We start from the raw sequence: 23,170 nt of genomic DNA, 5'->3' as shown, positions 1-23,170 counted from the left end.
TGATAGAGGAGAGATTATGGATGAAGAAATAGTGCTTGAGATATATTTTAGATTTAATCTCAAAGATTCTATCGTGGATATGCTTTTAGATGATGGCTTTGATGATTTCTTTTATCATAGATGTTCTAAATATGCGTCTAGCTCTATGCTCCATAGTTCAATGGAGCAAGTGAGTGGCAGACAAGATTATGGTATGTTTAAAATTTCTCTTAGCGAGGATAGTGCGAAGTTTTTAGCCAACAAGCTTTTACAAGCTTTTGGCACAGATGATATTAAAATTTTTAAAAGCGATATGCAACATTACAAGATTTAGTGTAATTTGCTTTTGATAAATTCACTAAGTCTTGCAAAATATGTCCAAAAGAGAGGGATAAAAAATGTCCCTATGAATGTTGCTACAAGCATACCACCGATGACGCCTGTTCCTATGGCGTGTCGGCTTGCTGCTCCTGCACCGCTACTAATAGCTAGAGGCAATACCCCAATACTAAATGCTAGAGATGTCATCACGATAGGACGGAATCTAAGTCTTGCAGCTTCCACGGCAGATTCTATCATACCTAAGCCTTCTTGTTCGCGTTTATGCTGTGCAAACTCTACAATCAAAATTGCATTTTTTGCAGCAAGAGCGATAAGTGTAATAAGTCCAATTTGGAAATAAATATCGTTATTTAATCCACGCAACCAAATGGCTAATGCCGCACCAAACACCGCAAATGGCACGGCAGAGATCACCGCAAATGGCATAAGCCAACGCTCATATTGTGCAGCGAGTATCAAAAATACAAATACCAATCCCAATACAAAGGCTATCATACCTGCACCACTTGTGGCTTTTTCTTGATATGACATACCCGAATATGCGATTGTGTAGCCATCTGGTAAAACTTCTTTTGCGACTTCTTCAATTGCTCTAAGGGCATCACCGCTTGAGTAGCCATCTGCGGTATTTGCATCACCCATAAGCTTGGCTGCTGGGAAGAGGTTAAATCTATCAATAATATCGGTATTGACAATGCGTTCAAATTCTACGAGGGAGCTAATAGGCACAAGCTTTCCATCAGTTGATTTCACAAAGGCACGACCAAAATCTTCAGGAGCTTCTCTAAATTGGCTTTGGGCTTGCACATAGACTTTGTATGTGCGCCCATAGAGATTGAAATCATTGACATAATAATTACCAAATGTGCTTTGCAAAACCGTAAATACATCATTTACATTGACATTAAAGGCTTTTGCCTTTTCTCTATCAAGTGTTACAAAATATTGTGGAATGCTAGTATCTAGCAAGGATCTTGCACCCTTTATCTCGGGGCGTTTGTTTGCTTCTGTTATAAGGAGTTTGGCATATGTATCTAAGTCTTTGACGCTACCACCAGTTCTATCTTGCAAATAGATTTCAAAACCTCCAGCAAGTCCTAAACCATTGATAGCAGGTGGATTCATCACAAAGGCTGTGGCATCAAGTGTTTGATTAAACGCACCTGTAAGTGTTCCAGCGACACTAAAAGAATCTTCTCCTTGACCTTTTCTCTCACTCCAATCTTTGAGTTTCACAAATGAAGTAACCGCATGTGTTCTAGGCGCACTTGCAAGCATATCAAATCCCTCTACAAGGAAAAACGAACGCACATTGTGGTTATTATGCAAAATTTCTGCCATTTTTGTAGCTTCAGCGTCTGTGTAGCTTAGGGCAGTTGCAGGTGGCAATGACATAAAGGCTATGAGTGTCCCTTTATCCTCTTGTGGGACAAGTCCGCTTGAGAGTTTCCAAAAAAGTCCGCCAGTTAAGCCTACAAAAACCGCAAATAACGCAAGCAGTAGCAATCCCCTGCGGATAAAATTGCTCACACTCAAAGTAAATTTTTCGGTAAGCCAATCAAAAAATACATTGAATTTTTTGACTATTGCAAATGGCTTAGGTTCTTTTTTCTTGAGGATTAGTGTGCATAATGCAGGAGTAAGTGTCAAGGCTACAAATCCAGAAATGACAACAGAAACCACGATTGTAATGGCAAATTGTTTAAAGATTTCTCCGGCAAATCCACCGATAAATGCCACAGGGATAAACACCGCAGAAAGCACAAGCACAATGGCAATCACAGGACTTTGCATTTCGTGCATAGCTTCAATGGTGGCGTCTTTTACAGAAATTTCAGGGTGGCTATGCAAGATACGCTCGACATTTTCTATCACAATAATCGCATCATCTACAACAATACCAATCGCAAGCACAAGTCCAAAAAGCGTAAGGAGGTTTATTGAGAATCCTAATGCATACATACCTGCAAAAGCTCCGATGATAGACACAGGGATTGCAATAACTGGAATAATAGTTGCGCGGAAATTTTGCAAGAAAAAATACATAATAATAATAACAAGCACAATAGCTTCTATAAATGTCTTAATCACCTCTTTAATCGATATACTCACAAAGGTTGTTGTATCGTGTGCTATACCATATTGCAAACCTTGTGGAAAGGTTTGTGAGAGTTCTTGCATTTTCTCCTCCACCTTTTTTGCCACTTCCATAGCATTTGCTCCAGGTTGCAAATATACTCCAAAGCCCACCGCGCTTTTACCATTAAATTTCTCTCTTACATTATAGCTTTCTGATCCAAGTTCGATAGTTGCAATATCTTTTAGTCTTAGACTTGAGCCATCGGAATTAGATCGTATGATAATATTCCCAAATTCTTGAGGTTTTATAAACCTACCTTGCGTATTGATAGAATAAGTAAAGACAATATCTTGGCGCATTGGTTCTTGTCCAAATTGTCCTACGGCAAATTGCGCATTTTGTTCTTGAATCACATTTGTGACTTCTGAAGGTGTGAGATTGTTTTGAGAGAGTTTATCAAGATCTAGCCAGATTCTCATCGAATAATTTTGGGATCTAAAGGTTGAGGCATCACCCACGCCCGGCACCCTCTTTAATTCATCAATGATATTAATACTTGCATAGTTAGAGATAAACAAATCATCGTGCGCAGGATTATCAGAGAAAAGCGCATACACAGTGAGTATTGTAGAGCTACGCTTTCTAACCGTTACTCCTAAGCGTTGGACTTCTTGAGGAAGTTGGCTTAAAACCGCTTGCACCCTGTTATTGACATTGACTGTTGCCATATCAGGATTTGTATCATTAGAAAAATACACAGTGATAGAAAGCCTACCGCTTGATGAAGATGAAGACTTCATATAGAGCATACCTTCTACACCATTAATGCTATTTTCTAGCACACTTGCGACAGTGTTTGAAATAACCTCCGCGCTAGCACCAGTATAGTTGGCAGAAACCACCACTTCCACAGGTGTTACTTGTGGATATTCTTCCGCAGGAAGGCTAAAAATCGCTAAAACTCCCACAAGTGTAATAATGATAGAAGTTACTATAGCAAATACAGGGCGATTAATAAAAAACTTAGAAAACATTAAAGCCTCCTAGTTGGCGCTTTGTGGTGCGTTTTGTTGGGGGCTAATCTCGCTACCTTGTCGTAATTTTGTAAGATTGTTGGTAATGAGCATATCGCCATCTTGCAAACCACTTAGGACAATAACTTGTCCATTTTTGAGCATTTTACCAAGTGTGAGGCGTGCGATTTGCGCTTGATTATTTTTGGCTATATAAACATAGCTTCCTTGTGAATCTTGCAAAAGTGCTTTTTGTGGAATAGCTATGCTTTTTTGTGCTTTAAATCCTTTGAGATTCACACGCACAATTTCATTAGGTAGCAAAACATATGAGTCATTATTGACAATTGCTCTTGCTTTTATAGAGGCTGTTTGAGAATCTAACACACTATCAAGAAAGTCAAGCTTACCGCGTTTATCATAGATTGTATCATTGCCCAAGATAAATTCTACAATCACATTATCTTTATCTAAGCCACGCATATAATAAAAATCCGTGCTAGGGATAGAAAATTCTGCATAAATAGGGCTAAGTTGTGTAAGCGTGGTGAGATATGTATCGCCTCCACCGCCATTTCTTCCCACAAGATTCCCAACATCATAGCGTCTCATACCAATTCTACCGGTGATATCTGCGGTAATTGTGGTGTATTTCAAATCTACAAGCGCATCATCAAGGGAAGCCTTTGCACTCTCGACATTGGCTTGTGCGGATTGGTAGTTATACATAGCATTATCATACTGATCGACTGTGAGAGCACCTTGCTTATACAGCCTTTCTGTTCGCGTCCAATCTTTGCTTGCTTTTGTGAGGTTTGCCAATGCAGTGTTGTATTGAGCTTTTGCCATATTGACTCTAGCTTTATAGCGTGTAGATTCTATAGTAAAGAGTGTTTGTCCAGCTTGGACAATATCGCCTTCAGTAAAGTTCTGTGTGAGCAAGATTCCCTCAATACGCGCATAAATATCCACGCTTTGCACACTTTTTAGTCGTGCAGGATATTCAAAATTCAAATCAAGATCTTGGCTTGTGATTGTTTGGGTATTGACAGGGAGAGCAATCTTTTTTTGTTGCTGTTCTTGTGAGCCACAACCTATCATCAACAACAAAAGTCCAAAAAAACCTATATATCTGTAATACTTCATTGACATCCTCCATAGTCTCATCATTTTGCAATTAATTTTTGAGGGGTTTGGTGTTAGATTCTGTTATAAAAACGGCGGATTATAGCATAAAAATATTATTGTAAGTAAATATTACTATAAGAAAATCTTTGTATTGCTTGTGCTAGAATCTTAAGGAATGAGTGAGAATGTATAGCAAAGGCATAGGAGAATTTTATATATGAAGCGTGCTATTGTATTGGGTGGTGGCGGATCCAAGGGAGCTTATCAAATCGGTGCTTGGAAAGCACTAAGAGAGCTTGGCATAGAATATGATATTGTTACAGGCACGAGTATTGGAGCGTGTAATGGTGCGCTAATGGTGCAGGGAGACTATGATCGTGCGTTTGAATTATGGCAGAGCATAGATATTGATAAAGTTGTGTTAAATGGTTTAAACCTCCGCACAGATCTTAATTATTATATGGAGCATAGCGACAAACTTCTAGGATTTCTCAAAACCTATACAAGCAACAAAGGTATGGATACTACACCATTATTGAATCTTTTGGGACATTTTATTGATGCGGATAGATTCTTTGCTTCATCGGTGGATTATGGGCTTGTGAGTGTGCGATTTCCCTCTATGCAACCAGTGCAAAAACAAAAAGATTCTATACCAAAGGCACAGCTACAAGATTGGATTATGGCGTCTTGCTCGTGTTTTCCAGCGTTTCCTATTTATGAGATTGATGGTGAGGGGTATATTGATGGCGGATATTATGATAATCTTCCTATTTCACTTGCATTTAGACTTGGTGCGCAAGAAGTCATCGCTATTGCACTAAACCCCAAACCTCACGCCTACACAAATCACCCCTTTGTGCGATGTATCCAGCCAAAAGAGCGTTTGGGAGGTATGCTAGATTTTGACGCTACTGCGATACGCGAACAATTTGAGCTTGGGTATGTAGATACATTAAAAAGTTTTGGACGTTTGATAGGGAGAGATTTTAATTTTTTCCTTGATGATATGACTACATATACACAAGGATTTGCTTTTGCGCTTGCAGAGATTCTGCGCTATGAGCTTAGCACTCATACACCACAAATGCTTGATAGATTGGTAACCCAAACCCCTTTATATCAGCGGATTATAGACCTTTTGACAATAGATGAGGATATTCCCACCATACTTTCTCTTATAGAATCTCAAATGCACCTACACGCGTATAAAAGCACAAAAATCTATCATCTCACAGAAATTGTGCCAGAGCTTGTCAAAAAGACACAAACATATCTTCTCGCGCGAGGTTTAGGAGGTATGACACATATGTATGATATGGAGCATTTAGATGATGAGGCGTTGTTAGCAGCGATATTTCTTCGCGTTGCCTCTTAGCCGAAATGTCCAAAAATTACACATAATGCTAAAAAAATACTTCTATGTAAAGCAAATGCAAAGTAAACGTAAATCATAATGTAAAAAGTTCTTAATGAACGAACAACATTTTAGGAGGAGGCTTTTATGAAAAAAGTTGTAGCAGGCAGTATGGTTAGTGCATTGTTAGCACTTCCTAGTTTTGGTTTTGAGCTTTATAATAATGATAATACAAAGCTCGATGTGTATGCATCAATGAGAGGTTATATAGGCGTAGGACACAATCTTTCTGCTCCAGAAGGAACAGGCAGACCTAATGCTCCTACTGGATATCTTATGGGCTTACAAAACAATAGTCGATTTGGTATCAATTTTTCAACAGGAGACTTTAGGGCGCAGGTAGAATATGGTTGGCAAGAGACAGATAATTCACCAGGTTGGCGTCTTTATTATGGTGCATATAAGACTTCTAGCGGAGAATTTTTGTTTGGTAAGCAAAATTCACCTACTACAGATGAAGGTTTTTCGTCAAATTGGCTTAATGCAGATACTGGATCTATAGGTTTTGGTGGTGTGGCTTTAGCTTTGAGACGTATACAAGTGGCCTATAAAATTGGGGGTCTTAATATTGCACTGCTTGAGGACAAGATGGGCACAGGTGTGAATACTGGGGTAACACAAGAAGATGGAGCATATCGTGCTAATGCACAAATGCCAAGGATTGCCGCAAGCTATACAGCCAAAGACGCGGATGGCAATCTCTTTTTTAAAGTAGGTGCTAGTTATGTGAGAGTTAGTGGATATGGTCCATATTATTCGGCATCTAGTTATAGCGGACCAGATTTGCATGCGTATCACGCGTGGTTTGGTATTAGACCAAAATTTGGCAATGCCTATATTTCCTTTATGGCAAATGCAGGAAAAAATGGTGATTTGTATGGTGAACAAAGCACGACTATTAGTACAGGTGCTTATACACATGGGAATATAAATGGGAATATAAATAGTAACATAGGATATAATGCTACACGTATAGGAGCACATTTAGAGTTTGGGTATGATTTTAGCAAGCAATTTGGTATGGCTATCGGTGGAGGTTATCAACTCACAACAGGTGGTAGCAATCAATACAAACAAACAACTGGTGAGAGAGATGGTGGTATCAATTCTTTTGCAGCATTTATCAATCTACCATATAAAGTTAGCCAGAATTTAACACTAGCACCACTTGTAGCGTATTATTCTGTTGCAGGTGACGCAGATTCAAGGGTAAGTCTTGGAAAAGAGAATAAACAAAGCAGTGTCATCGGTGCTATGCGTATCAAATGGGATTTTTAATCTAACCCTATAAAAATACTAGGCTCCCACGCCTAGTATTACTCTTTGTGTTTTGGATTATAAATATGTAGCAAATGTAAAGGGAAGCAAACAATATTTAGAATGTCTTTTCTTTCACTCATTTAGTTTTGTTCTAGCATTTTCCCAGTCAGGGATATGTATGTTAAGATAATTGTAAAAATCTTGATTGTGGTATGGGTATTTTATATGGGCAAGTTCATGTAGAATAACATATTCTATACTTTTTTTGGGCTTCTTGATTAATTCAAGATTAAGAGTGATGTGTCTTGAACTAATTTTGCAACTCCCCCATCTTGTTTTCATTGTTTTGATAGAAAAGGTGTTGAAGTCTATTTCAAGCATTTTGCTATAGCGTGTCAAAATTTCAGAAAATATATCTTTAGCCCTTTCTTGATACCATTTTTTAATCATTGTTTCTTTTTTCTTGTAGTTTTTAGTGTCCTTAAGATAGATTTGCAAGTATTTGTTGTTTAGGATTATTTGTGTTTGTGTATCTTTAATAATTTTTAGCCTGTAGCGTTTTCCTAGATAGAAAAAATCTTCCCCACTAATTAATAATCTTGGTGGCATTTGTTTAGATTTAAAAAATTCTAATTTTTGATTAATCCATCTTTTTCTTTTTTCTAGAATATGCTCGATTTCTTGTTGCGATGCATTAAGGGGCATACTTAGAATTACTTCTAGCTTTGGCGTTACCTTGAGTATAGGATTCTTGATAGTTTTATAAAGAATTTTTGCTTCCATAGTGAAAAATCCCAATTTCAAAAAATTGCTTGCCTAATTCATCTAGTTCTTCGGTAGTGATATGTTTATCAGAAGCAAGTAGCACATCTTCTATTTCATTGAGCATTTCGTTTCTAACATCATAGTTGCTCTTCCATTCAGGTTTTTTGCTCTTTTGTATAAAAATTTTATCAATCTCAAGAGCAAGAAAAACAATATCTTCTTCTTTTAAATCTTTTAAAATCCCCTTCAAGCTATCATAAAAAGCTTTTAATGTAGGTTTTTGTAATTCTTTGGGGTATTGTTTGTTTTGAATTGTTTTATTTTCTAAAATGTCTGAATAGATAGATTTTAGCTCATCAAACTTTTCTTTTTCACTTAATCGCCCCTCTTTGTAATCATCAATTATTTTTTGAATCTTAGTAGATATTTCATCATAAAAATAGGGGTTGCTTTGTCGGTTTTCTTTGATATATTGAGTCATAGCTCCAGTGATTTTATCTGCCCTAGCTCTGTCATTTGGTTGTTTTATCACTTCATTGATAAAATTTTCATCAAATATACTTAGCATTTTCCCAATACTTTGAGGTTCTTTTGCACCGATGAATTGATGTATCATTTTGTTGATTTGAGATTCGTATTGCTTAAAGTCTATTTTTTCATGATAACGAATTTGGATACTATATTTTAAATCAATATAAAATTTTAGAGCATTTTTATATTTAGTGACTTCATCCTCACTAATGCTCTCTTTGAATCTGGGAAAAATTATCAAAGCATTTAAGGAGCGCGCAAAAAGACTTAAAAGTTCATAGAATCTTTCTCTTTTTTCTCTTTCTTCCAAAAATTGCTCATAGATTTCTTGAAACTTACCCTGTCCTTCTAGTTTTTTGATTTCTGCAAAAAACTTTTGAAGATTCGAAAAATTTTCTCTTAACTCTTTTATGGCATCTTTGATACAAAATACAACATTATGCAAATCTTCTTTATCAAAGTTTGCAAGTTTTTTGTAGATTTTTATTGCGGTATCTATTTTTTCGCTAATCCCTCGATAATCAATAATATAGCCTCTTTCTTTTCCGGAATATAGGCGATTCACTCTAGCAATTGCCTGAAGCAAGCCATGATCCTTTAGGCTTTTATCTAAATAAAGACACGCTACTCTTGGAACATCAAATCCTGTAAGGAGTTTATCTACAACAATAAGCAAATCAATCTCACCATCTTCAAATTTCTCAGTAATAGTCCCTTCACTTCCATAATCCTTTAAAATTTGTCTCCATTCTTTGATTACATCATCCTCATTTTCTTCATTTACTGCTGTATTTCCTGCTCTTGTATCAGGGGAGGAAATCACAAAGGCAACCCTAAGTCTTTTTTGAGACTTAAAAATTTTGTAATACGCTATGGCATCACCTTTTGAGCTTGTGGCAAACATCGCTACAAACCCTGTCCCTTTAAAATGATTTTCAAAATGCTCTTGTATATCTAGGGCTATCCATTCTAGTCTTTGGTATGATGAGAGTGTTGCTCTTGCTGTCTTGTTTTTTAGGTGCATTTTTTCTTCTTCGGTTAATCCCTTGGTTATAGCCTCAAATTTTTTATCAAGACTTTCTTTGTCATTGATGAATTGCTCGGAGAATCTCCCTTCATAATAAAGTGGCAAAATCGATTTATCTCTTAATGCCTGTTCGATAGTGTATTTGTGGATAAAGCCCCCAAATTTCTTGGCAGAGTTTTTTTCATCAGAGGTAAGGGGTGTGCCTGTAAATCCGATATAACAACCATTTGGGATAGATTCTTTCATGGCATTGTGCAAAAGTCCATTTTGGGTGCGATGAGACTCATCTACAAGTAAAAAAATATCTTTTGTATCAATAGAGATATTTTTTTCATCTGGAGCTTTAAACTTTTGCACAAGTGTGGTGATGACCGTCTCCCCATTTTGCAGCAATTCTATCAGATGCTTACCACTTTTGGCTCTTTTAGATTCTATACCTGTTTTTAAAAAAGTCTTATGTATTTGATCATCTAGTTGTTCTCTATCTGTTACGACTATGATACGACTTGAGGGGATTGTCTTTTTTATTAGGGAGGCTAGGATAGACATCGTTAGAGATTTACCACTGCCTTGAGTATGCCATATTAATCCCCCTCTTTCATCTCCGTTTTTATTTTTGATTCTTTTTAATGTTTCTTGTATGGCAAAAAATTGCTGATATCTTGCAACCTTTTTTTTCCCATTATCAAAAATAATAAAAGATTGTATAAGCTTTAAAATCCTATCTTTATGTAACAAAGAAGCAAAGAGCTTATCTAATGCATCTGGGATATTTACACCATAGGCTTGTGGCGTGAATGGATTATTTTCTTTGTTTTCTTCTTCCCATAGGCTATAAAATTCACTTGAGGTAAAAATCGTGCCGTATTTGGCTTCTTGGTTATTCCCTGCGATACAAATTTGTATGAATTTAAAGAGATTAGGGATTTCATTTTTTTCATTTTGATTGCGAATAAGTTGAGAGATACCTTCTTGTATATTTGTTTTTGAACTTTTAAGCTCAATCACGCAAAAAGGGATTCCATTGATAAAAAGCACCAAATCAGGGCGACGCGTATCTCCCTCTGCATCTGGTATCTTTCTTTTTACGCTAAATTCTTCAGTCACACAAAAGTGATTGTTGCTAGGATTGTCAAAATCGATATATCTAAGGTTTTGAGATTTTTTGCCTTTTTGGCTCTCTGCTTGTGTGGCTGTGCCATAGGTGAGCAAATTAGTGATTTCACGATTGGCTTCTTTTAGTCCTTTATCAAGCGATACATCAAGCTCTTTGATAGCTTTGTCTATGACAAAGTTACGCGTATTTAACTCTTTTAGCTTTTTTGCCAAAATGTCTTTTAAAAGGACATTTGAGAGATTGCCACCTCTAAGCTCTAGGGCTTTTTCTTGTGAGATGTATTCATAGCCTAGTTTTTCTAAAAACTCAATGCTAGGTTTTTGGATAGTTGCATATTCAGTGGTTGAGTAGGTCATTTTATTCCTTCCATTTAAAAGGGTATTCCTCTTTTTAGAGAGTATTTAACAATATCTTGATCATCATATTCATCATTTTCTCTAATATCATTTAGTAGAAAACGCAAGGCTGTTTCTTCATCCTCTGTAATGTCAATTTTGGTAATTTGAAAATATGAAATAAATTTTGTGTTTTTTAATGTTTTAAAGTTTTTTTCTAAGAAATTAATTGTATGTTCTCCTTTTTTTTGTTCAATAAAACAAATTTTTATTTTTCCTATCATATCCATACCTGCCTCATTTGTCTTTTTATACATTCTAAAGGTTGTCTCATACCCTCTATCATTCCATCTATCTTGTTCAAGATAGATGCATGATGTAGCATCTCTTTCTGTGGAGAATTTTGTGATACCTAAAGTGCGTAAATATTGTTCTTCATTATCAAATTTATCTTTTCTTTGTTCTTTATACTCTTCTGTAACATTAGAATTATCTTGATTATCTTGCAGTTTTTCTTTTTGTGTTTGATAAGTGCTTTGGTATTTTCCGTATTTTGCTTCAATTATTATCTTGTCAATAGTCATTTTGATTATATCATCAAGAGGACTTCCTTCTGTATAATCTGAAGGAACAGCATAATTTACCTTACCATGTTCTAGCATTTCTTTAGATTGTGTAACTTTATCAGCATTTTGAACATCATAAACAACGATAGAGATTCCTTTTTTTGACTTAAGAAGTGTCATTGCAGGAATATCAGTTTCTCCATCGCCAATATAAATCATGTTTTCAAATCTGATTTTTCTTTTTTCTTCAGCTACGGGCTTATTGACTTGTGAATCCCAAGTGTTTAAAATCCCTTTGCTAATTCTGTAGAGATATTGTGTCTTTGAGGTATAATCAATCGCTACAGCTGGCCAAGTTGGTTTTCCATAGGGATCAAAGATAAAAGATGATGCAAAAATCGTTTCAAATTTGTCTGCTATCTTTGTTCCTTCAATCATCTCTTTTGTTCCTGAAGAGATGATATAATGTTCCAGATCTACGCCTTTGGATTTAGCATAGTCTTTGATTCTGTCAAAATATTCTTCTACGCCTTTAAAGAACTCGACGCTTTTTCCATGATTTTTAAGGACATCATAGGTGATTTTTGTATTTGCATCATCGGCTTTACGAATAATAAGACGCATATAAGCGAGAATCTCACTCATATTCTGATCTTGAGCCTCTTTTTTTACTTGTTGCCAAAAATCATTTTTATCGATACCAAGTTCAGGTAAAAAAGAATTTTCTTGAATATTTCCCATTGCCAAAGTTCCATCAAAATCGTAAGCTATTGCCATTTTTATCATAGATTTACTTTCACTCATTTTCTATCCTTTATTATTGAAATATTCTTTTTATTATATTTTACCCTAACCTTTCCATTTAGTAAATTTTGCATTAACCCTTTTTTTTGGTATTTAAGAGATTCTAGTTTTTGCTCTAAGAGTGTGATTTCATTGTCTGCTTCACTTAGAATCTCTGCGATTTTTTCCTGCTCTGCAAGGGGTGGAAGCGAAATCAATACTTTATCCTTGATAGTTGCTGTACTTAAATTTGGTTGAGCCCCTCCACCAGACAATAGAAAAAGAAAATTTGACTGAAGCAATAAACATTGATAGAGAAAATCATTATTTAATCTTTCTGAAGGTTGAAATTTTCCAACTCGCTGATTTAGATACAGAACAACATTTTCTTTCAATTTGCCTATCTTTCCTGTTGTTGCTCCAGATAATGCAACCAAAATATCATTTTGATAAATTGCAAATTTATTCAAATCCCTATTCTTGTAATCATCAAATGAAAAATAAACCATATCTTCGAGTGAAATCGTATTATTGCTTTTTATATTAGATATCCGAACTATGGGGAATCCATTTTTTTTAAAATTCTTGGATTGAAAGGCAAAACCATTACAAATCTCACACACCTCCCCCAATCTCACTGCTTCCCAATCCTCGCTAAAGCCCTTAAGGCGTGTTTTTGCTGTAAGGAGGGTTTGGCAAAGTCCTTTTTTGAGATTTTGCTTCTCTGTGATGAGGGATTCAAAATTTTGGATTTGAGTATCCCAAGTGCTTAGAATCTCTGCAATCTTTTCTTGCTCTGCAAGGGGTGGGAGAGGGATTTGAATTTTTGATAAATTGCTTCGAGAGATTCCCAAAACAGAAATTCCACAAGCCAACCTTTTGATTTGCTTATGAACTTTATATAAAGAAAACATATATCCCTTGTATCCATTGGCAAAATAATTAGATTTATCTCTGCACAAAATGGTATGCAATCCTGATACTGTTGGATTGGATAGATTCTTAACCTCAACGCTTTTCCCAATATCTTCATAATCCTCTGAAGCATCTGCAATGACAAGATCACCGTTTTCAACAAAGACAATATCCTCTAAATCTTCTGCTAATTTTTTAGAATCGATTGAGGGTAAAATATCTTTATCCATATCAAGAAAATGTTTAAATTTTGTGTGAATATCTCCATAATGAATATAAGCAACGCCATCAATACAATTTTGGGATTCTGACAAATCACTACGTGATTTACTATAAGTTTTTAAAAAATTACACACCTCCCCCAATCTCACCACTTCCCAATCAATAGGCAAGATTCCAAGTTTTGTGTGTTTGTAGCCTTTGGAGATCATTTGCTCTCCTTTTGTAAGGCTTTAAGGACTTTGTCAAAGTCTGATTTGATTTTTTGAGTTTTATTAAATATTTCATACTCACTTGAAGCTTTTTCTATGGCTTGGGCTCGTGAGATTTTTCCATTGTCATGGAGGATTTTATAATCTCTAAAGTTTAGAAACTTATCCACGCTTGCCTTAAACTCTTCCATAGTGAAAGTATTTTCTCGCTCTACCAAGTCCTCAATATAATCAAAATATCCACCGATTAATCTCTCAAGTTTTTTGATTTCTTCTTCTGAAAGATAGTTTTTTGCTATTTCTGTATCACTTTTGAGAATTCTACCTTCTGGCGAGTTTTTCCAAGTGGTTAGTCCCATATTTGGAAGTGAGGCATCGGCTTTGGCATAGATGATTTCAGGAGCTGTTTTTCCTGTGATAGCATAATGAAAGCGATTTTGGATAAAAGCAAAAAACTCTCTTGTGATAGGAGAGTGTGGATCATAATCAAGGGAGCACTCTGCAAAAATATCTGTGATTTGCTGATAGATTCTTCTCTCACTTGCTCGAATAGAGCGAATAGTTTCTAAGAGATCTTTAAAGTAGTCTTTTCCAAAGATCTTGTTTCCTTGCTCTAATTGCTCACGATTAAGTGTATAACCCTTGATTGTGTATTCTTTGAGAATATTTGTCGCCCAGATTCTGAATCTTGTCGCTTCTTTGGAATTGACACGATAACCTACAGAGATAATGGCATCGAGGTTGTAGAGTGTGTGAATCCTTGCTACTTCTCTACTTCCTTCCACTTGAACTATTTCCATTTTGGAAATAGTTGCCATTTCATCAAGTTCATGCTCTTTGTAGATATTGTTTAAATGTTTGTTGATTGCTGGGACATTGACGCCAAAAAGCTCTGCGATTGCCTTTTGTGTCGCCCAAATACTCTCATCTTTGACAATCACATTGATTTCTAAGTCAGTTTGCTTGATATGATAGAGAATGCTTTGAATCTGATTGCTTTTCATAGATTGCTCCAAGGGGCTAGATTCTCCCAATTTTGAGGGATACCCATCGATTCTTTAGAGATAGAGGGATATTTGGCAAGTAGGGCTTGAAATTCTAACTTGATAGAATATTCTTTTAGGATTTCTGCTAGGACACTTAGGGCAAAAAAGATTTTATTTGTTGGCACAGATTGATGTAAAAAATCATAGTTTGAATCAAGCCTAAATTTTTTAACTAGATTTTTATTCCATAGTCTTGCATGATGAGCGCAAATATTCCTCACATAAGATAAAGATTCAAGCCAGTTTTCAAAAATCCCAACTCTTATATTTTGCATTTTGAAAAATTCTAAAAGTTTGAGTTGCTCATCTAATTGCATCAATTTAAAAAACTTTGATAGCGAGCCAAAGGAGAGGATTTCTACCAAAGCCCAAAGCGGAAGGTCATCAATTTTATATTTATCTTTGATATGTTTGATAAAATCCTCGCTTGCACGCTGTTTTTCTTTTTGAGCTTTCGTGATAAACTCATAAAAAAGAAAAATATTTTTATTTCTTAGTTCTCTTTTTAGAGAGTTTTGGTTTTGTATGTATCCAAAGGGGTTGTATTTTTGTGAATGAATATGAGAGATTTGGGCTCTTAGGGTAAGCTCAAGCTGTTGTAAATAAGAAAAAATTAGTTTTTTTAACTCACAATCAAAATAATAAAGATTTGTGATATCTTCAAAAGCTACATTGTCTTTAAAGATATCTTTTTTATCTGAATCTTTTGGATATTGAAATGGGATAAAATAAGCACTCAAGCGATAGTAATGCACTTTTTTTAAAAAATCAATAACGCTAGATTCATCTTTGATGATAAGATGTCTTTGTTTTAGAATTTCTATGAGTTCGTTATGAGTTTTGAAGTTTTTGTAATTCATAGAGAGCACCTCCCAGTCAGTGTCGAGCACCCGAGAGGTCTGTTGGCGGTATTGTATCTCAAAAATATTATAAAAAATTTAAAAATACCGAATCTATGGAAATTTTTTTTCATTATTGTAATCCTAATTCCTTGAGATAATTATCCATTTTTTCTTGAGTTTTGGCAATCTCTTTATCAAGATGAGCGATTTTTTCAAGCGTTGAGGGGATATCCACTTCTTCCTCTTTTTGAAATGTATCTACATATCTTGGAATGTTTAGATTATATTCATTTTCTTTTATTTCTTGTATTGTGGCGATGTGAGAGTATTTTTCTATCTCTTGACGATTATGATAGGTTGTGAGAATCTTTTGTATATTTTCTTGTGTGAGCGTGTTTTGGCGTTTGCCTTTTTGAAACTCTTTGCTTGCATCAATAAAAAGTATATCTTTGTTTTCTCTGTCTTTTTTAAAAATCAAAATACACGCAGGGATAGATGTCCCATAAAAGAGGTTCTCAGGGAGTCCGATGACTGCATCAAGTAAATTTTCCTCGATGATTTTTTTTCTTATTGCTTCTTCACTTGCTGCGCGAAATAGCACTCCATGAGGAAGTATAATGCCCATTTTGCCATGAGGGGCAAGAGATGAAATCATATGAATAACAAAGGCATAATCCCCTTTTGTTTTTGGAGGCATGGGGTAGGAGGAAAAGCGTTTGTATTCATCATCTTTTGCATGCTCCTCACCCCATTCCTTGAGGGAAAAGGGAGGATTGGCAACCACAATATCAAAAGTTTTGATGTGGTCGTTGTCTAGGTGTTGGGGGTTGATGATAGTATCTCCCCACTTGATATCTGCATCATCGATTCCATGCAAAAACATATTCATACGACAAAGTGAGTGGGTTTGGGAATTTTTTTCTTGTCCATAGATTGCAAAGTTTGTATTACCTACTTCTTTACTTGCTTTGATAAGCAAAGAGCCAGAGCCACAAGTAGGGTCATAGATAGTATTTGATTCTTGTGCTTGTAGGAGTTTTGCTAGGAGAGTAGAAACCCCACTAGGCGTAAAAAACTCCCCTCCTTTTTTTCCTGCATCGCCTGCAAATTCTGAAATGAGGTATTCATACGCATCACCCATGACATCTTGATCTTCTAGTTTGCTTGGAGAGAGGTCAAGTTTGTTATTTGAAAAATTTTCAAGTAGATTTTTTAGAATCTTGTGGCGCTCTTTATTGTTTCCTAAAAGGTTTTTATCATTAAAATCAATATTTCTAAAAATGCCTTCTAGCTTTTCTTGATTATCCTCTTCAATTTTTTCAAGGACTGCATTGATAATTTCTCCGATATTTTCTTTTTCTTTGTTTGCATAGAGATAATCAAATGTGCTTTTTTCATCAAGCTTGAATTTTTCTCTTGAAAGTCTTCTTTGTAACATCTCTGGATTGTCTTTGTATTCTTTTTTTAGTTTTTGCAAGGTTTCCTTGTGAGAATCAGAGAGATACTTGACAAAAAGAAGGCTAAGGATATAGTCTTTGTATTTTGAGCTATCCATACTCCCTCTAAAACTATCGCAAGCTTTCCATACTACAGCATTTATTTGATCTTTTGTTGTTTTCATGATTTGAGTTCCTTTGTGATTAGCTGTTTGAATCTTTCATTTTTTAATGAGATTTCAGCACTAATTTTTTCCTGCAAAAGTGCAATTTTTTTATTAGATTCTCGAATGAATTGGACAATCTTTTTTTGTTGTTCTACGCTTGGCAGATAAATTTCTAGTTCTTTTAAATCTGTAAGTCTTAGAAATGACATCATTGTTCCATTAGTGCTACGCTCTTGAAAATATCCTTGGGGCATTGAAGAATTGAGATAATAGGCAAGATACTGAGATGAGAGTTTGCTTGGATTTGTCTGAATAACAGCCATAACCGAAGAAAAGACGCAACCAGCATAGTCTTTTGTAATATATACTGCACTCAATGGAGCTTTTAGTCTGACAAGCACATCACCTTCTTGTGTCAGATTGCTTTTGGGAATAGGTTTGGAAAAAGTAATTTGCTCTATATTTTCCAACTTAAGTGTGCCAAAATTACCAAAATCAGAGATTCTAATAACCTTATAAGAGAAGCCTTCATTATCTTCTTGATGTTGCACTCGACTTAGTTGTAAGCCAGAATGAAAGGATGCTAAATTTTTAAGTTTTCCCATTTCTCCTCATTGTGTTTCATATTTTTAAGGAAAAATTATACCACAATTATCATAAAAAATTGTTTTTTTTATATTGGACATAATTAAAATTGATAAATAAGTTTTGAAATGCCGTAATAACTATGATATAGCATAATAGAGAAGAAGGGTTTATATATTCCCTTTCTAGGCTATAATCTTGAAGTATTGCTATTAAAAGGCATAGAAGCAAGAGATTGATTGCATTGCGATTTTATCTAGTTCGATTCTTGAGGATATTATAGTGCATTTCTTGTTTGGAAGAGAGCGAATAGGATGATTTTTGAAGTGAATGAATAATTCAATAGTGATATTTTCGTAGCATAAAAAATTTATATAAGAATGGTGGCTTGAGGCGGAATCGAACCACCGACACGAAGATTTTCAGTCTTCTGCTCTACCGACTGAGCTATCAAGCCACAAAGAATAAAGAAAGGTTTAGGTAATAAAAGGTGGGATTATATAATAGAGAGTTTGAAAAAATACTTAAAAGCAGGAGATTCTTGGAAACTCTAAATTGTCTTATCAAATTGCGCATTTTTTGTGTATAATGAGAGCCCAATTTTTACAAAACTAAGGATGACAAATGACAAAGAAAGTTGTTGGTATCGTGGTGATAGTGCTTGCACTTGGGGCATTTATAGGGTCTGCAGTGTATATAAATGGCATTCACAAGAAGTATTATGAAGAGTTGTCTCAAAAAAGCGTGAGTGATATAAAGGCGAGTGTGGCTTCTGCGCTCAAACCTATTTTTGAAGCACAGGGAATGAGTGCTGCGTATATGTTGCGCAGTATTGAAGAGCTTGATTTAAGTCTTGAAACTTCACCATATGAGAGTGGGTTGTTGCATTCAAATGGTAAGTGGGTGGTTAGTTTTCCAGAATTACGTGTTGCATTTGATATTGATTTTGTATTTTCTAATATCCCTTTCACATCTTCGAAATTTTATGTTTCTTCGACACATGCTGACATCAAAGAAGTATTTGCAGATGGCAAAATTGGTGTTATTGAATTGGGTAGCGGAAGTCTAGCATTGCGACTTAATGATATGATAATACATAAAAGAAGAGACAATGTAGAGGTTAAGGGACTTTCACTCGTTTTGCATACAACTACAGACTATGGAATAAAAAGTATAGTATTTAGCTTACCTGAGGCTTCTAGTGATGATAAATATTTTCATTGGAGCATCAAGGATTTTGTTGCAGAAGATAAATATGATACACCAATGACTTATCAGGATCTAATAAGTATGATAAGCAAAGGAACATTGTTTTCTAGCAAAAGCACCGCACATTTCAAGGCTATTGAATTTGGTGATGATGATGTTGAGGTAAGATTTGAGAAATTTGGGGTTACTAACAAAACAAAAGCCTCTAACGATCTGTATGATGTAAGTGCTGATTTGACGCTTAAGAATTTTGTCATCGACAATAAATCTACATATGAAAAGTTTAAGTTAGATATCACAGATTTTTCTAGTGCATTAGAGATTCAAAATATGCACAAAGATACCGTGGGGTATTTGACTTCTATAGTTGGTTCCTTCCCCATCCCCATTAATTTCCATGAGCTTGAACAAAGAAGACAAACAATTCTTGGAAGTAATCCAAAATTTAGCATAAAAGATTCTAGTTTCTTGCTCAATGACAAAAAAGTTACTTATGTTGCTGATGGGCAGTTTTCTCCTGAGAATCTAGAGCTTAATTTGGCGGTTTCTAGTAAATATCCTATTGAAGAACTTTTGGGGCGCTATAAGGACATGCTAAGCTTTAAAGATTTCATCAATGAGGTAGGGACATATTTTATCAAGCAAGCGGATTCTAAGCAATATGGTGTCAAACTCCAATACACTCAAACACCGAGTGCTGAAGCATTTAAAGTCAATGATGAAGTAATGTTTAGTAATGAATATAGCATTGATATTGATGATGACATAAGCCTTGATGAAGCTGATGAATCTCAAGAATTAGAAGATTTGCAATAGCTAGAAGACTATGTTGATAAACAAAGGTAGTGCAAATGGGTGAGTGTTTGTATCCTACTTTCCAAGAAATCCAAGATGTTACATTGCGTAACTCTTGGGTTATACCTCTCCTAACCTCTTATATTTATTATCTTAGACAATGTATTTTAGGTTTGTATCTAATTTTAAATAAAAAATATTTCAAATTATTTCAATAATATATTTCTACAAATTATTGTTGCATCCGCTTATTATATATAAATATATATTGTTTCCAAAAAGTTTTCAAGTATTATTACAATTTGTTTGTATTTAAAAATACGAACAAATTGGAGGAATTCATGAAAAACAAAATATTTGTAGCAAGCTTGATTGGAGCAGGACTACTTTTGGCAGATGAGACAAAGTCACCCACTTCTAGTGAATCTAAAAACCTTACTAGCCAATTTTTAGATGGTATAGAGGCAAAAGGATTTGCAAGAGCACGTTATACGACAATCGATGGTGCTGGGGAAAGTGGTGCAGAGTAACAGCTAAGAATGAAGCTTGATCTTACGACAGGTAAGGTAGAGGGCTGGAGTTTTACTGGTGGTTTGATGTTTAATATGGGTTCAAGTAATCCAACAACGACTAGCAATACAAATTACGCCACACAAGGATCAATGGCGATTGTAACCGGAGGAAAATATAACGATCGATTTGGTGTAGCGGTATTTTCGGTCAATAAAGAAATCGCTACCCAAAATGCCAAGACAGAATTTAGTGTCGGACGCATAAATCTTGTAAATGTTTTTACAGATAAAACCCTAGATGTTGGTAATGGTGGTAAGGCGCGTTTTATAGCAAATAATGGTATTACATATGGTGCGGAGTATTTTGATAGTTGGGTAACAGGTCATGTGATATATAACGCAAGGAGAACTTCGCTTGGTAATAATTCAACAAATAGTGCAATTCCTACGACTACAGGGAGTTTGGGTAATGACCTTGTGATACTTTCTCTTAATAAGGGTGATAATGTGGCAGGTAGCAAGTTTAGTTTTAATGTCGCGTTAGGACACGCTAATAGGTTGCTTGATTATCTTGCATTTGTTGATGCCAAATATGATTTTGGTGGCGTGTATGTGCTAGGACAAGTTTCTGCTACTGGTATGTCTAAGAATGCAAATTTTATGCTTCCTAATGGTAACAAAACAGGCACAGATTGGACACAAACAGCAGGACAATTTTTTTCATACACAGGCTTTAATAATAGCGATTGGGCTTCAAATCGAGGTATGTATAATATTCAAGTCGGCTATAAAAACAAAGAAGCCCCTGTTTCTGCAAAGCTAGGATTTGTAGGGAGTTTTGGCGATGGTTATGGAACATTGCTTGATAGCAAAGGTGGGATTGATGTCGCAGGAAAGTTTTGGATTAATAGCTATGATGCGACAAATGAAGGTTTTGGATTTATGGGTGCTGGTGGCAGAAGTGGCACAAGCATTTATGTAGCGTATTTAGCGCTAGATTATAAACTTGGCAAAGCTTGGAAAGTTGGGTTAGATTATTCTTTTATCACTGGCAACAACAATTATCCTTTTGTGGCTAATGCTGTGGCAGGTTCGCTTAAAGACAAGCTGACACAAGATAATGCCAAAGGTATCACATATCACGAAATTGCACCATCTATTACTTACAAAGTTGGCAAGGTGAGTGCAACTGCATATTATGGGCGTAACCTTGGTGATGTAAATTATGGTAAGGGGCGTGTAGAAATCCGCTATGATTTTTAATTTTTGTGATTTTTAGGCTAAGGCATAGGCTACATAAAATCTTGTAGCTTGTTTGCCTGTGCCATAAAGGCTTCTAATCCTTCCCAATCTTTGGATTGGAGCATTTCCTTGGCTTTTTGGATCTCATTTTGAAAGCTTGTAATAGAATCTAGCACATTTTGTGTGTTTTGCTTAAAAATATCACTCCACATTTTTGGCGAACTTTTAGAGAGCCTACTCATTGACTTAAACCCTCCGCCTATAAGAGCTAGGATTGTTTGAGGATCTTCTTGTTTAAGCACGGCATTAGCAAGGGCATAACTGATAACATGCGGCATATGACTAATGAGTGCAATATGTTTATCGTGCTCGTGCGCGTCCATTTTGATAATTTTCATACCAATACCCAAAAAAATCTCACGCGCTATTTGGACTTGTGAATCTCCGCTATCTTGTAGGTTTGCTAAAATCACAATGCTATCTTTAAAGAGATTTGGCAATGCGGCTTTTGGTCCATAAAACTCCGTGCCTGCCATTGGATGTGCGGCAACAAAATTTTTGCGTATAGAATCTGGAATGTGTTGAATAATGCGCTCTTTAGTTCCACCAAGATCGATAATAGTCGCGCTAGGTTTTATGTGTGTGAGTTGTGGCATAAGAGAAATGATAGCCTCTACTGGTGTGGCAAGAAATATGACATCACTTTGGGTGATAAGCTCTCTAAGATCTATACATTCATCTACAAGTCCCAAAGAAAGTGCTTGCTGGGAATGCAAAGGATTATTATCAAAACCTGCTATACAGGCAAACATTTGCAATTCTCGCAATGCTAATCCCATAGATCCGCCAATAAGTCCTAACCCAATAATACCTGCGTGTAATTTATGCTCCATTATCATTCCTTTTGTATTGTGATATGCTATTGTAGCACAAGCCTTATAAAGCAAGAGTATGTGTCAAAGGAGCTTTAGCATACTTGCGACAAAGATACAGGCACTTTCGCTACGCAAGATAAGATCCCCTGCTATGCCAATTGTATGAGGGAGTTTATCGCGCTCACTAGGGCTAAAGCCACCTTCGGGACCAATAAGGATACTTTTGTTTTTGAGATTGGCGATAAGATTTGTATGTGTGAGCACTTCGCCACCAAATTCTAGGGCTACACAATCTTTGTATGCTAATAGCACAGAATCTAAGTCTTTTAATACCTCAAGTTCTAGGAGTGTGCCTCTACCACATTGCTCACAAGAGTGCGTGAGAATCTTGTGGAGTCTTTGGAGGTTTGGGTTAAAGGGCTTTTGGGAGTATTGCGCAAAAAAAAGCGTAAGTTTGCTTATACCAAGCTCATTTAGTGTGGGCAGAGTTTTTTCTACGATTTTTGAATCTACAATCGCCCAAATAATATGTGTTGTGTGTTGTGTGTTGTGTGTTTGGTGTATAAGGTGTGCTATGTGTGAGCTCTAAGGAAGCTTTGTTTCTATCAAGGTGGGTAATTTGGTAGGTATAAAGATGATTATCTAAAAGATTACAAAGCACAAGAGGCGTGTTTTTATCATGTCGCCTAGCCTTAAAAATATGTGTATAAGATTCTCCAGTGAGTGTTAGCGTAGGTGCTTTGGCATCAGGGTGATAGACAAAGCGCATTAC

General features: G+C 35.7%; 19 protein-coding genes and 1 tRNA gene. 6 read left to right on the top strand and 14 right to left on the bottom strand.

The annotated features are described in order from the left end of the window. The first annotated feature begins 16 nt into the window (after positions 1–16). The gene (locus B9T66_RS06720; RefSeq protein ID WP_095628213.1) at positions 17–313 is read left to right on the top strand and encodes a DUF3240 family protein; all 297 of its coding nucleotides are present in this window, start codon (positions 17–19) and stop codon (positions 311–313) included. Here the strand turns inward: B9T66_RS06720 and B9T66_RS06715 are convergent. After that, the gene (locus B9T66_RS06715; protein WP_095628212.1) at positions 310–3,435 is read right to left on the bottom strand and encodes an efflux RND transporter permease subunit; all 3,126 of its coding nucleotides are present in this window, start codon (positions 3,433–3,435) and stop codon (positions 310–312) included. The two genes, B9T66_RS06720 and B9T66_RS06715, sit on opposite strands and share 4 nt — an antisense overlap. Before the next feature lie 9 nt (positions 3,436–3,444). Then, positions 3,445–4,560, bottom strand: coding sequence for an efflux RND transporter periplasmic adaptor subunit (locus B9T66_RS06710; protein WP_257874642.1), 1,116 nt, complete (start codon positions 4,558–4,560; stop codon positions 3,445–3,447). A 199-nt stretch (positions 4,561–4,759) separates the two neighbouring features. On the opposite strand from B9T66_RS06710, the gene B9T66_RS06705 reads away from it, so the two are divergent. Both B9T66_RS06705 and B9T66_RS06700 read left to right on the top strand, forming a co-directional pair. Further along, a complete protein-coding gene (locus B9T66_RS06705; protein WP_095628210.1) occupies positions 4,760–5,920 on the top strand; it encodes a patatin-like phospholipase family protein in 1,161 nt (386 codons plus the stop codon). A gap of 126 nt (positions 5,921–6,046) precedes the next feature. Continuing rightward, positions 6,047–7,237, top strand: a complete 1,191-nt coding sequence (locus B9T66_RS06700; RefSeq protein WP_095628209.1) for a hypothetical protein — start codon at positions 6,047–6,049, stop codon at positions 7,235–7,237. Between the two features lie 114 nt (positions 7,238–7,351). On the opposite strand, the gene B9T66_RS06695 is transcribed toward B9T66_RS06700, so the two are convergent. The 9 genes from B9T66_RS06695 to B9T66_RS06655 form a co-directional block, all read right to left on the bottom strand. Then, entirely contained in the window at positions 7,352–8,002 is a 651-nt protein-coding gene (locus B9T66_RS06695; protein ID WP_095628208.1) for a M48 family metallopeptidase, read from the bottom strand. Then, a complete protein-coding gene (locus B9T66_RS06690) occupies positions 7,980–11,015 on the bottom strand; it encodes a type I restriction endonuclease subunit R (RefSeq protein WP_095628207.1) in 3,036 nt (1,011 codons plus the stop codon). The genes B9T66_RS06695 and B9T66_RS06690 overlap by 23 nt, the downstream gene beginning before the upstream one ends. A gap of 14 nt (positions 11,016–11,029) precedes the next feature. After that, entirely contained in the window at positions 11,030–12,364 is a 1,335-nt protein-coding gene (locus B9T66_RS06685; protein ID WP_219350222.1) for a haloacid dehalogenase-like hydrolase, read from the bottom strand. Beyond that, positions 12,361–13,650, bottom strand: a complete 1,290-nt coding sequence (locus tag B9T66_RS06680; protein ID WP_180763362.1) for a restriction endonuclease subunit S — start codon at positions 13,648–13,650, stop codon at positions 12,361–12,363. The genes B9T66_RS06685 and B9T66_RS06680 overlap by 4 nt, the downstream gene beginning before the upstream one ends. Positions 13,651–13,685: 35 nt before the next feature. Next, positions 13,686–14,693 carry a virulence RhuM family protein gene (locus B9T66_RS06675; protein ID WP_095628205.1) on the bottom strand — a complete coding sequence of 336 codons (1,008 nt, stop codon included), beginning with the start codon at positions 14,691–14,693 and terminating at the stop codon, positions 13,686–13,688. Then, a complete protein-coding gene (locus B9T66_RS06670; protein WP_095628204.1) occupies positions 14,690–15,595 on the bottom strand; it encodes an Abi family protein in 906 nt (301 codons plus the stop codon). The genes B9T66_RS06675 and B9T66_RS06670 overlap by 4 nt, the downstream gene beginning before the upstream one ends. A 112-nt stretch (positions 15,596–15,707) precedes the next feature. Beyond that, the gene (locus tag B9T66_RS06665) at positions 15,708–17,198 is read right to left on the bottom strand and encodes a type I restriction-modification system subunit M (protein ID WP_180763361.1); all 1,491 of its coding nucleotides are present in this window, start codon (positions 17,196–17,198) and stop codon (positions 15,708–15,710) included. Beyond that, the gene (locus B9T66_RS06660) at positions 17,195–17,785 is read right to left on the bottom strand and encodes a restriction endonuclease subunit S (protein ID WP_095628202.1); all 591 of its coding nucleotides are present in this window, start codon (positions 17,783–17,785) and stop codon (positions 17,195–17,197) included. Before B9T66_RS06660 ends, B9T66_RS06665 begins: the two co-directional genes overlap by 4 nt. Before the next feature lie 361 nt (positions 17,786–18,146). Beyond that, positions 18,147–18,222: transfer RNA gene (locus B9T66_RS06655), tRNA-Phe, on the bottom strand. A 167-nt stretch (positions 18,223–18,389) separates the two neighbouring features. Between B9T66_RS06655 and B9T66_RS06650 the strand changes: the two genes are divergently transcribed. From B9T66_RS06650 to B9T66_RS06640, 3 genes are all read left to right on the top strand, one after another. Further along, positions 18,390–19,790 carry a hypothetical protein gene (locus B9T66_RS06650; protein ID WP_095628201.1) on the top strand — a complete coding sequence of 467 codons (1,401 nt, stop codon included), beginning with the start codon at positions 18,390–18,392 and terminating at the stop codon, positions 19,788–19,790. Between the two features lie 320 nt (positions 19,791–20,110). Continuing rightward, a complete protein-coding gene (locus B9T66_RS06645; RefSeq protein ID WP_095628200.1) occupies positions 20,111–20,299 on the top strand; it encodes a hypothetical protein in 189 nt (62 codons plus the stop codon). Positions 20,300–20,308: 9 nt separating this feature from the next. Next, complete coding sequence (locus B9T66_RS06640; protein WP_095628199.1) at positions 20,309–21,544, top strand: hypothetical protein; 1,236 nt, start codon at positions 20,309–20,311, stop codon at positions 21,542–21,544. 29 nt (positions 21,545–21,573) lie between these two features. On the opposite strand, the gene B9T66_RS06635 is transcribed toward B9T66_RS06640, so the two are convergent. The 3 genes from B9T66_RS06635 to B9T66_RS06625 form a co-directional block, all read right to left on the bottom strand. Beyond that, the gene (locus tag B9T66_RS06635; RefSeq protein WP_095628198.1) at positions 21,574–22,416 is read right to left on the bottom strand and encodes a prephenate dehydrogenase; all 843 of its coding nucleotides are present in this window, start codon (positions 22,414–22,416) and stop codon (positions 21,574–21,576) included. 63 nt (positions 22,417–22,479) lie between these two features. Then, the gene (locus B9T66_RS06630; protein ID WP_257874644.1) at positions 22,480–22,899 is read right to left on the bottom strand and encodes an RsmE family RNA methyltransferase; all 420 of its coding nucleotides are present in this window, start codon (positions 22,897–22,899) and stop codon (positions 22,480–22,482) included. Continuing rightward, a complete protein-coding gene (locus B9T66_RS06625) occupies positions 22,868–23,167 on the bottom strand; it encodes a hypothetical protein (RefSeq protein ID WP_095628196.1) in 300 nt (99 codons plus the stop codon). Before B9T66_RS06625 ends, B9T66_RS06630 begins: the two co-directional genes overlap by 32 nt. Positions 23,168–23,170 lie beyond the last annotated feature (3 nt).

Source organism: Helicobacter sp. TUL (genome assembly GCF_002287135.1).
Classification (GTDB): Bacteria; Campylobacterota; Campylobacteria; order Campylobacterales; family Helicobacteraceae; genus Helicobacter_F.
The sequence above is the reverse complement of the archived record's forward strand: the minus strand, read 5'-3'. Positions and strand labels throughout refer to the sequence as shown.

Bases quoted from the DNA above. Each gene is read 5' to 3' on its own strand.
- B9T66_RS06700 (WP_095628209.1), top strand. From the start codon at position 6,047: ATGAAAAAAGTTGTAGCAGGCAGTATGGTTAGTGCATTGTTAGCACTT.
- B9T66_RS06670 (WP_095628204.1), bottom strand. From the start codon at position 15,595: ATGAATTACAAAAACTTCAAAACTCATAACGAACTCATAGAAATTCTA.
- B9T66_RS06665 (WP_180763361.1), bottom strand. From the start codon at position 17,198: ATGAAAACAACAAAAGATCAAATAAATGCTGTAGTATGGAAAGCTTGC.
- B9T66_RS06720 (WP_095628213.1), top strand. From the start codon at position 17: ATGGATGAAGAAATAGTGCTTGAGATATATTTTAGATTTAATCTCAAA.
- B9T66_RS06645 (WP_095628200.1), top strand. From the start codon at position 20,111: ATGAAAAACAAAATATTTGTAGCAAGCTTGATTGGAGCAGGACTACTT.
- B9T66_RS06695 (WP_095628208.1), bottom strand. From the start codon at position 8,002: ATGGAAGCAAAAATTCTTTATAAAACTATCAAGAATCCTATACTCAAG.
- B9T66_RS06640 (WP_095628199.1), top strand. From the start codon at position 20,309: ATGAAGCTTGATCTTACGACAGGTAAGGTAGAGGGCTGGAGTTTTACT.
- B9T66_RS06660 (WP_095628202.1), bottom strand. From the start codon at position 17,785: ATGGGAAAACTTAAAAATTTAGCATCCTTTCATTCTGGCTTACAACTA.
- B9T66_RS06635 (WP_095628198.1), bottom strand. From the start codon at position 22,416: ATGGAGCATAAATTACACGCAGGTATTATTGGGTTAGGACTTATTGGC.
- B9T66_RS06705 (WP_095628210.1), top strand. From the start codon at position 4,760: ATGAAGCGTGCTATTGTATTGGGTGGTGGCGGATCCAAGGGAGCTTAT.
- B9T66_RS06685 (WP_219350222.1), bottom strand. From the start codon at position 12,364: ATGAGTGAAAGTAAATCTATGATAAAAATGGCAATAGCTTACGATTTT.
- B9T66_RS06675 (WP_095628205.1), bottom strand. From the start codon at position 14,693: ATGAAAAGCAATCAGATTCAAAGCATTCTCTATCATATCAAGCAAACT.
- B9T66_RS06650 (WP_095628201.1), top strand. From the start codon at position 18,390: ATGACAAAGAAAGTTGTTGGTATCGTGGTGATAGTGCTTGCACTTGGG.
- B9T66_RS06715 (WP_095628212.1), bottom strand. From the start codon at position 3,435: ATGTTTTCTAAGTTTTTTATTAATCGCCCTGTATTTGCTATAGTAACT.
- B9T66_RS06690 (WP_095628207.1), bottom strand. From the start codon at position 11,015: ATGACCTACTCAACCACTGAATATGCAACTATCCAAAAACCTAGCATT.
- B9T66_RS06710 (WP_257874642.1), bottom strand. From the start codon at position 4,560: ATGAAGTATTACAGATATATAGGTTTTTTTGGACTTTTGTTGTTGATG.
- B9T66_RS06625 (WP_095628196.1), bottom strand. From the start codon at position 23,167: ATGCGCTTTGTCTATCACCCTGATGCCAAAGCACCTACGCTAACACTC.